This window comes from Mycolicibacterium mageritense (genome assembly GCF_010727475.1).
In the GTDB taxonomy this organism is placed as follows: Bacteria; Actinomycetota; Actinomycetes; order Mycobacteriales; family Mycobacteriaceae; genus Mycobacterium; species Mycobacterium mageritense.
The window spans coordinates 5,866,153-5,880,709 of sequence record NZ_AP022567.1 but is presented as its reverse complement, the minus strand read 5'-3'; the positions used below and the strand labels follow the sequence as shown (position 1 = coordinate 5,880,709).

At 69.0% G+C, this 14,557-nt stretch carries 14 protein-coding genes; 8 read left to right on the top strand and 6 right to left on the bottom strand.

Annotated features, from left to right (window positions below):
* Positions 1-28 precede the first annotated feature (28 nt).
* Positions 29-802 carry a glucose 1-dehydrogenase gene (locus tag G6N67_RS28370; protein WP_036437190.1) on the top strand — a complete coding sequence of 258 codons (774 nt, stop codon included), beginning with the start codon at positions 29-31 and terminating at the stop codon, positions 800-802.
* A 1-nt stretch (position 803) separates the two neighbouring features.
* On the top strand, positions 804-1,595 hold the full coding sequence (locus G6N67_RS28365) for an SDR family NAD(P)-dependent oxidoreductase (RefSeq protein WP_036437189.1): 792 nt from the start codon (positions 804-806) through the stop codon (positions 1,593-1,595).
* A gap of 12 nt (positions 1,596-1,607) precedes the next feature.
* Here G6N67_RS28365 and G6N67_RS28360 read toward each other — a convergent pair whose 3' ends face one another.
* On the bottom strand, positions 1,608-2,696 hold the full coding sequence (locus G6N67_RS28360) for an acyl-CoA dehydrogenase family protein (RefSeq protein ID WP_131524780.1): 1,089 nt from the start codon (positions 2,694-2,696) through the stop codon (positions 1,608-1,610).
* Positions 2,697-2,816: 120 nt separating this feature from the next.
* Between G6N67_RS28360 and G6N67_RS28355 the strand changes: the two genes are divergently transcribed.
* Entirely contained in the window at positions 2,817-3,677 is an 861-nt protein-coding gene (locus tag G6N67_RS28355; RefSeq protein ID WP_036438438.1) for an IclR family transcriptional regulator, read from the top strand.
* A gap of 4 nt (positions 3,678-3,681) precedes the next feature.
* Here the strand turns inward: G6N67_RS28355 and G6N67_RS28350 are convergent, their stop codons facing one another.
* On the bottom strand, positions 3,682-4,779 hold the full coding sequence (locus G6N67_RS28350; protein WP_036437187.1) for an acyl-CoA dehydrogenase family protein: 1,098 nt from the start codon (positions 4,777-4,779) through the stop codon (positions 3,682-3,684).
* 72 nt (positions 4,780-4,851) lie between these two features.
* Between G6N67_RS28350 and G6N67_RS28345 the strand changes: the two genes are divergently transcribed.
* Positions 4,852-5,793, top strand: a complete 942-nt coding sequence (locus G6N67_RS28345; RefSeq protein ID WP_036437185.1) for an acyl-CoA dehydrogenase family protein — start codon at positions 4,852-4,854, stop codon at positions 5,791-5,793.
* Here the strand turns inward: G6N67_RS28345 and G6N67_RS28340 are convergent.
* Entirely contained in the window at positions 5,743-7,179 is a 1,437-nt protein-coding gene (locus G6N67_RS28340) for a wax ester/triacylglycerol synthase family O-acyltransferase (RefSeq protein WP_036438436.1), read from the bottom strand. The two genes, G6N67_RS28345 and G6N67_RS28340, sit on opposite strands and share 51 nt — an antisense overlap.
* 147 nt (positions 7,180-7,326) lie before the next feature.
* Between G6N67_RS28340 and G6N67_RS28335 the strand changes: the two genes are divergently transcribed.
* The 4 genes from G6N67_RS28335 to G6N67_RS28320 are packed head-to-tail and all read left to right on the top strand — an operon-like array spanning position 7,327 to position 11,543.
* Positions 7,327-8,967, top strand: coding sequence for an AMP-binding protein (locus G6N67_RS28335; RefSeq protein WP_081812694.1), 1,641 nt, complete (start codon positions 7,327-7,329; stop codon positions 8,965-8,967).
* Entirely contained in the window at positions 8,964-9,926 is a 963-nt protein-coding gene (locus G6N67_RS28330) for a LipP1 family hormone-sensitive lipase (RefSeq protein WP_235684065.1), read from the top strand. The genes G6N67_RS28335 and G6N67_RS28330 overlap by 4 nt, the downstream gene beginning before the upstream one ends.
* Positions 9,927-9,960: 34 nt before the next feature.
* The gene (locus tag G6N67_RS28325) at positions 9,961-10,758 is read left to right on the top strand and encodes an SDR family NAD(P)-dependent oxidoreductase (protein WP_036437183.1); all 798 of its coding nucleotides are present in this window, start codon (positions 9,961-9,963) and stop codon (positions 10,756-10,758) included.
* 2 nt (positions 10,759-10,760) lie between these two features.
* Entirely contained in the window at positions 10,761-11,543 is a 783-nt protein-coding gene (locus G6N67_RS28320; RefSeq protein ID WP_081812693.1) for a glucose 1-dehydrogenase, read from the top strand.
* A gap of 31 nt (positions 11,544-11,574) precedes the next feature.
* Here the strand turns inward: G6N67_RS28320 and G6N67_RS28315 are convergent, their stop codons facing one another.
* The 3 genes from G6N67_RS28315 to G6N67_RS28305 all read right to left on the bottom strand — a co-directional run bounded on the left by G6N67_RS28315 (position 11,575) and on the right by G6N67_RS28305 (position 14,528).
* On the bottom strand, positions 11,575-12,627 hold the full coding sequence (locus tag G6N67_RS28315; RefSeq protein WP_036437181.1) for an alcohol dehydrogenase catalytic domain-containing protein: 1,053 nt from the start codon (positions 12,625-12,627) through the stop codon (positions 11,575-11,577).
* Complete coding sequence (locus tag G6N67_RS28310) at positions 12,627-13,805, bottom strand: LLM class flavin-dependent oxidoreductase (protein ID WP_036437179.1); 1,179 nt, start codon at positions 13,803-13,805, stop codon at positions 12,627-12,629. The genes G6N67_RS28315 and G6N67_RS28310 overlap by 1 nt, the downstream gene beginning before the upstream one ends.
* Positions 13,806-13,889: 84 nt before the next feature.
* Positions 13,890-14,528: a TetR/AcrR family transcriptional regulator gene (locus G6N67_RS28305; protein WP_036437177.1), complete on the bottom strand. Its 639-nt coding sequence runs from the start codon at positions 14,526-14,528 to the stop codon at positions 13,890-13,892.
* Positions 14,529-14,557 lie beyond the last annotated feature (29 nt).

Sequence of the window (14,557 nt, the reverse complement as noted above, 5' to 3'; positions counted from 1 at the left end):
GAACAAGAGATGAAGGGAAGTTTTTGAGATGCAGACGAATCCGAATCTGTCGGACGTGGTGGCGATCGTGACCGGCGGTGCCAGAGGGCTCGGTGCGGCATTCGCGCAGCACATCGTCGCGGGCGGCGGCAAGGTGGTGATCGCCGATGTGCTTGATGACGAAGGCGCCGCGCTGGCAACCGAACTCGGCTCCGATGCCCGTTTCGCGCACCTCGACGTCACCGATCCGGCGCAGTGGAATGCCGCCGTCGCACTGACCCTCACCGAGTTCGGCACCCTCAACGGCCTGGTCAACAACGCGGGGATCTCGACCGGTCAGTTCGTCGAGCACGAGCCGCTCGACCATTTCCGGACAGTGCTCGAGGTCAACCTGGTGGGCGTGTTCAACGGCCTGCAGGCCGTCATCGCGCCCATGCGCGCCGCGGGCGGCGGCTCCATCGTCAACATCTCGTCGGCCGCCGGCCTCATGGGCCTGGCCCTGACCGCCGGGTACGGCGCCTCCAAATGGGCAGTTCGCGGCCTGAGCAAGATCGCCGCCGTCGAACTGGCACCCGACCGCATCCGGGTCAACTCGGTGCATCCGGGTATGACCTACACGCCGATGACCGCACAGATCGGTATCACTCAGGGAGAAGGCAACTACCCGAACACCCCGATGGGCCGCGTCGGCGAGGCCGACGAGATCTCCGGCGCGGTGGGCTATCTGCTGTCCGGCGCCTCGACGTACGTCACGGGCGCCGAGATCGCGGTTGACGGCGGCTGGACTGCCGGGCCTACTGTCAAATACGTGATGGGGCAGTGACATGAATCGACTCGACAACCGCCGCATCCTGGTGACCGGCGCGGCCTCCGGGATCGGTCAGGCAACCGCATTGCGGCTGCTCGACGAGGGCGCCGCCGTCGTCGGCGCCGACATCTCCCCCGAGGGCCTGGAGAAGACGCGCGGGCAGGCCCAGGACGCCGGCACCGGCGCGCGGTTGACCACCCTGGTCATGGACATCGGCGACGAGGCCTCGGTCGCCGCCGGATCACGGACCGCCGCGGAAACGCTTGGTGGCCTCGACGCGGTGGTCAACGCCGCAGGCATGCTGCGGGCCGTGCACACGCACGAGATGAGCCTGCAGGCGTGGAACCAGATCATCGGCGTCAACCTGACCGGAACGTTCCTGGTGATCCGCGAGACGCTGCCGGCACTGCTGGCCAACCCGCAGAGCGTGATCGTGAACTTCAGCTCGACGTCGGCGGCGTTCGCGCACCCGTACATGGCGGCCTATGCCGCGAGCAAGGGTGGGATCCAGGCCATGACCCACGCGCTGGCACTCGAGTACGGCAAGCAGGGCCTCCGCGCGGTATGCGTGGCCCCCGGCAGTATCAAGTCCGGAATCACCGATGCCACACCGGGATTCATTCCCGCCGACGCCGACTGGTCGCTGTTCGCCAAGCTGTCGCCCGTCGTGCCGACCACGCTGACATCCGGGACCGCCGCGATGGGCGACCCGTCCGCGGTGGCCGGCGTGGTCGCCATGCTGGTGTCCGACGACGGCGCGTTCATCAGTGGCACCGAGATCCGGATCGACGGCGGCACGCACGCGTAAGTGGCGCGCCCGTCAGTGATCGGCGTCGGCCGCGGCGACGACCGCCGCGAGCCCGACGTGCGCGTCGCGCCAGAACCGCTGCAGCGGATTTCCGCGACGCAACGCATCGACAGCCGACCGGCAGACGATCTCGTCGACGGCGGTCACGGCCCGGCGGGCCGCGGCCACCTGGTCGCGGCGCGCCCGGTCACGCACCGCGGCGTCGATCGGACCGTCCAGCACGAGATGGAAGCATGCGGTCACGGTGTCGAGCAGGGCCAGTCGCGAGGCGCGGATCTCCGCCGCCGCGTGCTCCGCGACGGGATCGGCGCCGGCGGACGCGATGTGGTGCGACAGTGCCCCGTCGGCCATTCCGACCACTGCGGCCGTGAGCCCCAACGGCATCACGGTGCCGAACGGGATGTGGTAGATGGGGTTGCGCAGGCCCGCAAGCTGGGCCGCGGACCCGTCGGCGACCCAGCCGTGGTCGAGCACGCGGTGCGCGGGGACGAACGCGTCATCGACGGCAACGGTCTTGCTGCCGGTCCCCGCCAATCCGACGGCATCCCACGAGTCGTCGACGATCTGCACATCCGGCTGCGGCACGAACACGAGCACCCGGTCGACGGCCTGCGGCGAGCCGCTTCCGCCGTCGACCACGCGCGCGCCGAGCACTGCCCACCAGCACTGGTCGATGCCCGCCACGAAACGCCACTCACCGGACAGCCGGTAACCGCCGTCGACGGGCAGCAGCACACCGTCGGGGCGATAGGCCGACGTGATCCAGGTGTCGGGCGCAGCCTCCCAGACCTCGTCGCGCAGGCGCCGGTCCGCGGCCGCCAGCACCCACGGCGGGACGCCGGCCGTCGCCGCGATCCAACCGGCCGAACCGTCCAGGCGCGCGATCTCCAGCACGGCTTCGGCGAAGTCCCCCGGATGGGTCTCGATCCCGCCGAACTCCTCGGGCTGCAGCATGTGCATCACGCCGGATTGCCGAAGCACCTCGGCGGTGCGCAGGTCGAGGCGACCGAGCGCCTCGTTGACGGGGCCGAGCGCCTGCAAGCGATCGGCGTGTTCGTCGATGCCGTCGAGAACGTCCCTGGTCATTTCCACACCGCGCATCCACAGCTCCTTCGTCGCCCGCATCGCGTGCTGTGGACCATCGTCGGACACTTGGCCAAACCGTTGCGGCAGGGTCTCGGTGAGTGGGATCGTGGTGATTCGAGTAATCAAGGAGCGTACGTGACGCGTTCGACCGACAAGACCGGCCAGCGGGACAGCGCGGTGTCGATGGTGGACCGGGTGGCCTTGATCCTGAACGCATTCGACGAGCCGGGCAAGCACCTGCGACTCGACCAGATCGCGAGCCGCACCGATCTACCGCGGTCCTCGACCCACCGGATCCTCAAGCAGTTGCACAGTGCCGGCCTGTTGCAACACCGCCGCGACGGCTACGCGCTGGCCGCGTCTCCCCTGCCCGTTACCCGCATGGTCGACCACTCCCAACTGCGCGCCGTCGCGTCGCAGACCCTGTCCCGGCTGCACGCCGACACGGGACTGGTGGTCCATCTCGGGGTGTTGTTCGGCGGCGACGTCGTCTACCTGGACAAAGTGGCCGGACGCAACAGCGCCGTCGTCCCGACCCGCGTCGCCGGGCACACCCCTGCCCATGCCAGCGCACTGGGCAAATCGATGCTTGCTCAACTTCCGGCCGAGGACGTGGATTCGATCGTCGGGCCACGCCTGACCCGCTGCACGCGTGCAACCATCGGGGATCTCCCGACGCTGCACCGGGAATTGGCGCGGATCCGTTCGCGCCAGGGCCTCGCCTACGACAACGAGGAACTCGCGATCGGTCTGACGAGTGTGGCCGCGCCGCTGCGGTCCGACAACGGTGAGATCGCCGGCCTGTCGTTGAGCGGGGCGGTGCCGCTGCACCGGCTACAGCGGACGGCACCGTTCGTCGTTCGCGCCGCACGGCACATCTCCGGTCAGCTCGGCGCGAACCGGGACGCGAGCGCGGAACCCACGACGCGTGCGCAGGACACCGACGACCTGCTGTCGCGGGTGCTGCGCACCATCACGTCCGACGCCTGGGTGTGACGGCTCACCACAGGATGTCGTCGACCTCCATGCCGAAGGCATGCCTGCCGACCAGTTCCAGCACCTGTTCCACGTTGCTGGCAACATGCGTGCGCGCGGTCTGAACGTCCCGCCAGACCCGCTCGACGACCGCGTTGCCCGCATCGTGGCCGGCCGAGTGTGCCACGAAAGTTTCGATCGCTTCGACCGCGCGTTCGGCCGCGAGCACCTGGTCGCGCCGCGACCGCAGCACCAGCTCGGTGTCCGGACTGCCTGCGGCACGCGCACACGCCATGAGATCGCCGAGGTTGCGTTCGATCTGGCGTACCGAAAGGTCGATGTCCGCGCCTGCCATGCCCACCGCGCCCAGCGCATCGCCGCGGCCCGGGTCCAGCGCCGCCCGCACGCAGTCGGCAGCGCCGAGCAGCGGAACGGTTCCGGTGTGGATGTACATGGTCGGCTGCGGCAACCGGTAGAGCGGGGCGAGGGTGCTGATCTGGTCACCGCTGACCCAGCCGAACGTGCGGTATCGGGGCACCATGGCTCCCGAGACCACGACGTCGTCGGCGCCGATTCCGCGCAGCCCCACGCTGTTCCAGGTGGCGTCCACGCGGTAGTCGTCGCTCGGCACGAGCGCGACCAGGAAGTCCTGTGCGGCGCCGTCCTCACCGACCAGCACCGCCGCGGCCATGAGCCACGAGGCGTGCCGGATACCGGTGCACCGACTCCAACGCCCGGACAACCGGAACCCGTCCCCCGCACGCTCCAATCGGCCCGTCGGCGCGTACGACTCACACACCAGGGGCTGCGGATCGGAACTCCAGACGTCGTGCTGCGCGCGGGCGTCGAACAGCGAAAGGTGCCAGGTGTTGACACCCAACCAGCCGGCCAGCCAGCCCGTGGACGTGCAGGCCGCTGAGAGCTCCCGGATCACCGTCAGATATTCGACCGGGTCGGCTTCCAGCCCGCCGAATTCCTTTGGCCGCAGCATCCCGAAGAGACCGGCGGTGTGCAGGCTCTCGATGACAGCCGGGTCGACAGCTCCGTCGCGGTCGACGGTGGCTGCGGCCTCGGCGATCCGCGGCAGCAACCGCCGGACCGCGCTCAGCACAGTCTGCGTCATCAGTCCGCCTCTTCCGCCCGTCCGGTGTGTCACCATCGTGGATACCATTCCTCGGCCCCCTCAGGAGGTGATATGGCCGACCAGCCCGGCCTGACGGCTGAATCGCTTGCCGTCCTGCATGATTCGGCTGCCACGCGGCTGCTGCAACCGGTACGGTTCGGCGGCCGGGCGGTCGACACGCGCGAGTTCGTCTCGGCGGTGGCCGATCTCGCGGCCACCGACGGCTCGGCGGGTTGGCTGGCCGCGATGGTCAACGCGGCGGCGCATCAGGTGGACGGCCTGGGCGCGACTGCGGCCGAGCAGGTGTGGGGCGCCGATCCGGCTGCCCTGGTCACCGTCGGTGTGGGGCGCGGACACCTGACCACGCGCCGCGGACTGCTGCACCTGACCGGCCGATGGGATTCGGTCACCGGCGCCGAGGTCGCGGACTGGCTGCTGCTGAGCGCCGAATTCGACGGCACCGCCCGGCTCGTGCTGGTCCCGCGTGACGGGGTCGAGCTGCGGCGCCCTGACCTGCGCGGTCTGCGTGCCGCAGGCATCAGCGATGCGACCGTCTCCGATGCGATCGTGGAGCCCGAGCAGGTGTTCGACGAGAACCCTTGCCGCGGCGGCACATTCACGGCCATCGCCGGAGCTGGTGCGGCCGCCGCGGTGGTCGGCGCGGCGCACGGCATCTGGCGCGCACACGTCGAGCAGGTCCGCAATCGCCTGGCCACCTCGTTCGGCAGCGAGGATGCCACCGAACGCACGTCGTCAGCCGTGACGGTGGCGCGGGCCGCGTCGGCGATCGACGCGGCCCGGCTGCAACTCGACGCGTCGCTGCACGAACCGCACGTGGCCGCGGCGCGTGCGCAACAACAGGCTGTCACCCGGACGCGCACCGCCGCCGACCGGCTTCTCAGCAGCGGCAACCGCCACGCGCTCGACGGTGCCGACCCCGTGAGCCGCGGCTGGCTCGACGTCCTAGCCGGATACCGGTTGACGATCCGCCTGCTGCAGGGTGTCGGCGACTGAATCGGCCCGCGCGGACAGCTGGGCCAGCACCCCGGGAAAGCGGTCGGCGATCGCGTACGGATCAGGCACGTGGTCGCCGCAGGTCAGCACGCAGATGGCCATCTCGTCCCGATAGCTCCATCCCGTGAAGTTCAGCCCCATCGGGAACACCACGGGCCCCGACGAGATGAGTTGCTCGATCGGCGCCCCGCCGAAGTACAGCGGCCGCTGCGGGCCTCGCATGTTGGAGGCGATCAGGCTGAACATCGGGCGGCGCTTGACCTTCGCGCCGAGGATCGGCAAAACCCGCGAGTACAGCCAGAACAGCGGCCAGTACTCCATCCAGTCGTGCTGTAACCACGCGTCTCGTTCAGCCTGCACCTCGCGTGCGACGCCGGTCGCGGTCGCGATGGCGCCCAACCGCTCGACCGGGTCGGCGACGTGCGTGGCGAGTTCGACGTTCCACCGGGCCACCTGGTTGCCCCACAGATCGCCGGTGCCGGCCGGTCGCATCGAAACGGGCACGACGGCCGTCAGGCTCTCGTCACTGAGTTGCCCACGTTCATCCAGGTAGTCGCGCAGCGCGCCACCGCATACGGTCAGGAAGACGTCGTTGACCGAGACACCGAAGGTCTTTGCCACGCGCTTGATCTCGGTGACATCGCAGCGCCGGTAGGCGAATCTGCGGCCGGCGGAGAAAGGCTCGTTGAACGGCATCGGCGGCGCGGTGAAAGCCTCTGCGTAGCCGGGCTTTCCGGACTTCTGGCGGCGCCGGATGACCCCGGTGACCTTGGCCGTGCGTGCGACGATGCTCGGGAAGCGGGCCAGCGCGGCGATCTGGTGCCGCAGCACCAGCGGCCACCACACCGCGGGTGCGGGGCGCCGCTCGTTCGGCATCGGCAGCCGGCGCGGCTGCGGCAACGGCGCGTCCGGATCCGTGCTGTACAGGGTTTCCAGGAGCCGCAACGACGCGGTGCCGTCTGCCACCGCGTGGTGGATCTTCAGCACCAGCGCGATCTTTCCGTCGGCGAGGCCTTCGACGTACCACAGCTGCCACGCCGGCCGGTCGCGGTCGAGCCCGACCTCGAAGATCTCACCGATCGTGGCGGCCAACTCCGCGTCCCCGCCCGGGGCCGGCACGGTGGTGCGCTGCACGTGGTGGTCGATGTCGATCTGCGGCCGCGACACCCACCACGGCCGGCCGGCGCCCACCCGCGGTGACAGCAGCTGCCACTGCATGGGTTCGATGCGGTCGACCCAGCCCTGTGCCGCACGCTTGACCCGGTCGAAGGTCAACGGCTCGGCGGCCTTGCCCGGGTCGAGCACCACGGCCTTGATCGTGTGCTGCGGCTGCACCGCGCTCTCCCACGCGAGGAAGCTGTTGTCCTCGCCCTTCAAACGTCGCATACTCACCTCGCTGATCCGGCCGCCGGCGACAGCAGCCACTGTGGTTGCGATCACTCTTCCCCACTTCTGTGTCGCAGTAGACAAGCTGTCCCGGCCAGCGAGACTTGGCGATCCGTAAGCGCTGCACCCACCCGTACGGTTTGCGCCATGACGCGAGCTTTTCCCGGGAGCGCCGCTCTCACAGCCAAGGTCCACCGGTTCCGGGTCATCGCCCGCAGCCTCGCCGTGCTGCGCGAATCCGGGCTGTCGACGGGTGCCGCGGACGGCATTCGGCAAGCCAAGCTCGTTCGCCAATTCGGCGGCTTCGCAGCGGTCATCGAAAGCGCCGCCGCCCGCACACCCAACGCCATCGCGATCACCGACGAGCTGGGCGACGTGTCGTTCGCCGAACTCAACGGCCGGGTCAACTCGCTTGCCCGGGCCTGGAACTCGCGCGGAATCGGCTCGGGATCGGTGATCGCCGCGCTGTGCCGTGACCACCGCGGGCTGCTGACCGTGCTCGCGGCCTCAGGCAAGGTCGGTGCCCAGCTGCTGCTGATGAACACGGGATTCGCCAAGCCTCAGCTCGCCGACGTCGCGAACCGCGAAAAGGTCGGTGTGCTCGTGCACGACGAGGAGTTCACCGACCTGGTGAGTGGGATCGCCCCCGACGTCCGTCGATTCGTAGCGTGGACCGACGCCCCTGGGGGCGGTGACATCGAACGCTCGCTGGAGCAGCTGATCCGCGCGACTTCGCCGGCACCGGTGGCCGCTCCGGCGAAGCCCGGCGGCATGACCTTGCTGACCAGCGGCACCACCGGCACCCCCAAGGGCGCGCCGCGCGGCAAGACCTCACCGTTGTTCTCCGCACAGCTGCTCGACCGCGTGCCGCGGCGCCGCGACCAGACCTGCATGCTGGCCGCACCGATGTTCCACGGCACCGGGTTGGGACAGGCCGTGCTCTCCTTGGCGCTGGGCAACCGATTGGTGCTGCGCCGCCGGTTCGACCCCGAAGCCACACTGCGTGCCGTGCAGGACAACAAGTGCGACGTGCTGGTCGTGGTACCCACGATGCTGCAACGGATCCTGGCGCTGCCCAAGGAGGTTCGGGACCGCTACGACACCACGTCACTCAAGATCATCTTCGGGTCCGGCTCGGCCATACCACCCGACCTGGTAGAACGAACGCTCGAGGAGTTCGGCCCCGTGCTGTACAACTTGTACGGCTCGACCGAACTTGCGGTCATGACCGTGGCCATGCCCGAAGATCTGCGCCACGACCCCCGCACCGCGGGCAGGGCCCCCGTGGGCTGCGCAGTGCGGCTGTATGATTCGGCCGGCATCGAGATCACCGAGCCGGGCGTCATCGGCCGGATCTTCGCCGGCAGCGACGTGAGCTTCGGCGGATACACCGACGGCCGCACCAAGGAATGCATCGGCGGCCTGCAAAGCAGCGGCGACGTCGGCCATTTCGACTCCACCGGGCGGCTCTACATCGACGGCCGCGATGACGACATGGTGATCTGCGGCGGTGAGAATGTCTACCCGCTGGAGGTCGAGAACTTGATCAACGGGCACGCCGACGTCGACGAGGTGGCGGTGATCGGGGTCAGCGACGCCGACTTCGGTCAGCGGCTCAAGGCGTACGTGGTGCGTGTCGACGGTTCGACGGTCAGCGCCGACGAGATCAAGGACTACGTCCGCGCGAACCTGGCCCGGTACAAGGTGCCGCGGGATGTCGAGTTCCTCACCAGATTGCCCCGGAACGCCACCGGCAAGGTGCTGCGCGGCGAGTTGAGTGTCAAGTGAGCGACTCGAGCACCCGCGAAGACACCATGAAACGCGAGGTCGCCGATCGCATGGGCGACGCGTTCGCGCCGATCGCCGAAGGTGGCATGGATCCCATCGCCGCCGCGGCCGAGGTCAGGGCCCGGCTCAAAGCGAGCCGTCGGCCTGCGGTCCCCGTGCCCGTCGCCAACGTCGAAGACCGGACCGTCGCGGGCCCGGCCGGCGAGATACCGGTACGGATCTACCATCCGCTCGATGCGGGCGACGCGCTGCCGGTCGTGGTGTACTTCCACGGCGGCGGGTTCGTGCTGTGCGACCTCGACTCACATGACTCGTGTTGCCGACGGCTTGCCAACGGGATTGGCGCGGTGGTGGTTTCGGTCGACTACCGGCTGGCACCCGAGCACCCGTTCCCGGCCGCGGTCGACGATGCCTGGGCCGCCACCGAATGGGTCGCCGCGCACGCGGCCGAACTCGGCGGCGATCCCGGCCGGCTCGTGGTGGCGGGCGACAGCGCGGGTGGCAACCTGACCGCGGTGATCGCCATGATGGCGCGCGACCGTGGCGGCCCGGCCATCGCATTCCAGGTACTGATCTATCCCGTTGTCGACCAACGCCGTAAGGCGTCGCTGTCGAGCCCGCACACCAGCAGCGGTGTGCTCACCGCCGCGCACATGCAGTGGTTCACCGAGCAGTACCTCGGGGCCGGCGGCGACCGCGCCAGTGTGCTGGCCTCGCCCATCCTCGGCGACCTCACCGGACTTCCGGACGCCCATGTCCTGACCGGGGGGATGGATCCGCTGTGCGAGGAGGGCGAGGAGTACGCCCGGTTGCTGGCGGCGGGAGGTGCCCAGGTGAGCGTCCGGCGCTACGAGCGCGGATTCCATGGCTTCTTCAATCTCGCCGACCATCTGCCTGCCGCCGCCGCAGCCAACGAGGACGTGTGCGCGGTCGTCCGCGGCGCCCTCGCCGAGAACTGAACAACCAGACCTGATTCGAACTGAAAGGCATCCCATGGAGCTGAGGAACACGCGCGCGCTGGTCACCGGCGCGAGCCGTGGATTGGGCAAGAGCATCGCCGAGGTGCTCGCACGCCGCGGCGCCGACGTGGCACTGGTGGCGCGTGACGCCGAGTCGCTCAACCTGCTGGCCAAGGAGATCGACGGCAAGGCCTACCCCACCGACCTGACCGACCCGGCCGCTGTGGAAGCCCTGCTGGATCGCGTCGAGGCAGACGGGCCGGTCGACGTCGTGGTCAACAACGCAGGCATCGATCGTGTGGGCCGCTTCCCCGATGCGAGTGCTGCCGACGTGCGAAACCTTTTGCAGGTCAACCTCGCCGCCCCCATGGAGCTGTGCCGCCAGGCCATGCCCAGGCTCGTGGCCCGCGGCCGCGGCCACATCGTCAACGTGTCGTCGTACGGCGCGATCGCACAGGGCCCCGGCGTCACGCTGTACGCCACGTCGAAGGCCGGGCTGAGCCACTTCACGGCAGGCATCCGCGCCGAGCTGCGCGGTACGCCCGTGGGTACCACGCTCGTACAGCTCGGTGAGGTGAAAACCGACATGATCGACCACATCCGCGCATACCCTCCCGCCCGCAAGACCATCGAGCGGTTCGAACGCCTGCGCATGCTGCCGTCGGCCGCGCTGGAGCACGAAGAGGTCGCGCTGGCGATCGCCGACGCGATCGAACGCAACAAACGCCACGTCGTGATGCCACGCCAGATCGTGGCCATGGCCAAGGTGACCGAGTTCCCCCGCCGCGTGTCGGAGATCCTGCTCACCGGCATCGACCAGAACGAGAAGTAGACATGGCTGACGCGAAGCTTATGGACCTGTCCGGCAAGGTCGCGATCGTGACGGGCGCCGCACGGGGGCAGGGTGAAGCCGAGGCACGGTTGTTCGCCGCGCTGGGCGCCCGGGTGGTGCTGACCGACCTCCTCGTCGAGGAGGGACAGCGCGTGGCCGAATCGATCGGTCCGGCGGCCCGTTTCGTCCGGCACGACGTCGGCGACGAGAACCACTGGCGGTCGGTCGTGGACACCGCGATCGCCGAATTCGGCCGGATCGACGTGCTGGTGAACAATGCCGCGATCTGCAGCGTGGTGCCACTCGGCGAACAGACCGTCGACGGGTTCGAGCGCATGCTCCGGGTCAATCTCGTGGGCGCGTTCCTCGGCATCAAGGCGGTCGCCGAATCCATGAAGGGCACCGGTGGCGGCTCGATCGTCAACATCTCGTCGCAGGCCGGCATGCAGGGGCTCGCGGGTTACACCGCGTACGGCGCCTCCAAGTGGGGGCTGCGCGGCATGTCGAAGGTCGCGGCAATCGAGCTGGGACCGTTCGGCATTCGCGTCAACACCGTCTATCCCGGCATGATCGACACACCGATGATCGCCCACCTCGACGTCCACCGCGGCCCCGGCGGGCATCCGGGCGCTCCGCTGACGCGGGTCGGCACGCCCGAAGAGGTCGCCGACGTCGTGGCCTTCCTGGCCTCGGATGCCTCGTCGTACATCACGGGCGCCGATCTGACCGTCGACGGTGGCGCGAGTGCGGGCCGGATCCCGGTGACGCCGGTATCGGCCAACTGAACCCGGTCAGCTCCGCGCATCGCGATCGCCCTCACGCCCCCGGCAGCACCAGGATCTTGACGTGCTCCTCTGGATTGCGCAGCGCCTCGAATGCGGCTGTCAGACCGTCCAATCCGACCCGGCCGGTGATGATGGCCTCGGCGTCGATCTCGCCGTCGGCGAGGCGCCGCAGCACGGTTTCGTAGGCCTCGTGATATGGGCCGTGGCCGAAGTTGATGGCGATCTGGCGGAACTGCGCCACCACCGGGATGATCGTCTCCTCCCCGAACGGTGATGCCACGACCTGGATCCGGGATCCGAACGGCAGCGTGTGGGTCAGCGAATTGAGCGTGCCGACCCGGCCGCTGCATTCGTAGGCGATCAGGATTCCGCCGCCGATCCGCCCCTCGGCCCCCATCGTGTTCCACAGCGCGACCGGATCCTGTTCGGCCGGGTCGACGACGATGTCGGCGCCCATCTTGGCGGCCAATTCACGCCGCTTGGGCGACGGTTCCACCGCGATGACGGTGTGCGCACCGTGCGCCTTGGCCGCCAGGACTGTACCCAATCCGATGGAACCGCAACCGATGACGAGTGCGGTGTCGGCCGCGGTGAGCCCGGACTGCTGCACGTGCATCTCACCGACGTGCAGCGGTTCGGCGAGGGTCGCGTGCTCCAGCGACAGGCCGTCGGGCACCTTGCGCACCCAGAACGCGTCGACGACGATGAATTCCCCGAACGCACCGTGGTATGCGTTGGAGTAGCCGATGATCGTCGGGATCCCGGTGGCCTCCTCGGTCGCTACCCCGATTCCGGCGACCCGGTCGCCTACCGCGAAATCAGTGACCCCGGAGCCACATTCGACCACGGTGCCGGCGTACTCGTGACCGAGAACGACCGGCCGGGTGTGGTCGAACACCGCGAGCGGGAATCCCGCGCCGGCCGCAACCGACACGAACCGGCACGGATCCTTCGACATGCTCAGGTCGCTACCGCAGATGCCGCACGCGGCGACCTCGATGCGCAGCTGGCCCGCGCCGGTCGCGGGCGGCTCGGCGACGTCGGTGACGGTGAACCGGCCGTCGAGGTATTCCGCTGCGCGCATCACGCCCCCACCGGTTGGCCGTAGTAGTCGTTGTGGGCCTTGGTGATCGCGCCGACCAGCCCGCCGATGAGATGGTCGCGGTGGTCCTCGGCGAACTGCAGGCTGGCCCGGCGGCCCGCGTTGCGGTTCTTGAAGTACGGGATGACTTCTGATGCGAACAGCTCGTAACTGCGCACCGTGTCCTCCCAGTTGGCCATGTCCACGTGCAGGATCAGCAGCGTGCCGAATCCGCCGGTCTTTTCGATGAGCCGCTCGATCTGGGCGATCGCGTCCTCGGGCGTGCCGATGACGACCTGGCCGAACTCACCGAGAGTGTCGGTGCGCCACTGCTCGATGATGCCGCCGGGTGTTTGCGCCCAGTCCGGTTCGATGCCCTGCTGCCGGTTGACGTATTCGGCGATCGCGTGGATCCGGCGGCTGACCGCCCGCTCGGCGTCGGCCCGCGTCTCGGCGAGGAACATCGGATTGACCACGCGCCACATCGACCGGTCGGCGCGGTGTCCGTGTTCGGCCGAAACCTTTTCGTACACACCCCAGTTGCGGTCGAGCACCTCGAATCCGCTCGGCGAACTCGCCGCGAGCGACAGCAACGACAGCCCGTGCGTGCCCGCGAGCACCGAACCGTTGGGCGAAATCGTCGACGCGGTCGCGACCTCGATGCCCGCCGGATCGTAGGTGGGCAGCTGTGCCCGGGCGTCACGCAGCGTGAACCAGTCGGTCTGCATGGTGACGACCTCGCCGCGCAGCAGTCGCAGCACCGCCTCGAGCGCCTCGCCCTGCATCCGGCGCTGGTCGATCGGGTCGATGCCCATCATGTGCGCGTCGAGCGGGATCTTTCCCGGACCGGTGCCGACGATCAGCCGGCCCCGGGTCTGCAGGTCGAGTTGCGTGATGCGGTCGGCCGTGACGAGCGGGTGGTGATAGGGCAGCGACAGCACGCCGGTGCCGAACCGGATGCGTCGGGTGCGTTCGGCCGCCGCAGCGATGAACACGTCTGGCGCCGGGACGATCTCGGCTCCGGTGGAGTGGTGCTCCCCCATCCAGGCCTCGTCGAAACCCAGGTGGTCCAGGTGCTCCATCAGGTCGATGTCACGGCGCAGCTGGAGCGCGGGGTCGGCGGTGAGCGGGTGGTAGGGCGCCAGGAACGCGCCGAACTTGATCGAGGCGGGAGTCCACATGAAGGCACCGTATCTGGAGCAGATGATTGGATCAAGTGATCCATAAATTTGGCAGTGCGCGAACCGCCCCGCGGACGGCTCCTGTCAGGAACCGAGCAGTCGGTCGACCCCGCCGACGACGAAACTCACGAGGTCTTCGTAGAACGCCCGCAGCTCCGGTTCAGCCAGGCGCGAACCGGAGCGGCTCCATTCGTCGGCCCGGCTCAGCGCCTGGATGAAGTTCATGATCGAGATGGCCCATCGCAATTCCAGCCGGACCGGATCGGAATCGGGAAACACTCGCTGCACCTGCGCGAACAACTCGTCGGGCAGACGTTGTTCGGCAGCCAACAGCACCGGGTGGTCCTCCTGCGAGATCTGCGCGATGATCTTGATCCAGCGCATACCCCGGACCCGATGGCGCAGCAGCAGTTTGAGGTACGGCTCGGTGACCGCACGGACCAGCGCCTCGGAACTCGGCACGCGGGGTTGGGCCGCCAGCGCCGCCACGTTGGCCGAGATCTCGTCGCGCACCGGTGCGCCGACGTCCATCAGGACCGCGCGCAGCAGCTCGTCCTTCGACCCGAAGTGGTAGTGCACGGACGCGACGCCCAGACCCGCCGCCGCGTTGACCGCCCGCACCGAAACGGCGTCGACGCCGTGCGTGGCGAACAGCCGCTCGGCCGCCTTCACCAGGCGCAGCCGCGTGGCCGCGCCCTGCCGATTCTGGGCTGCCCCGGACACCCGACGAGCATGTCATGCGCCGTCGGGCC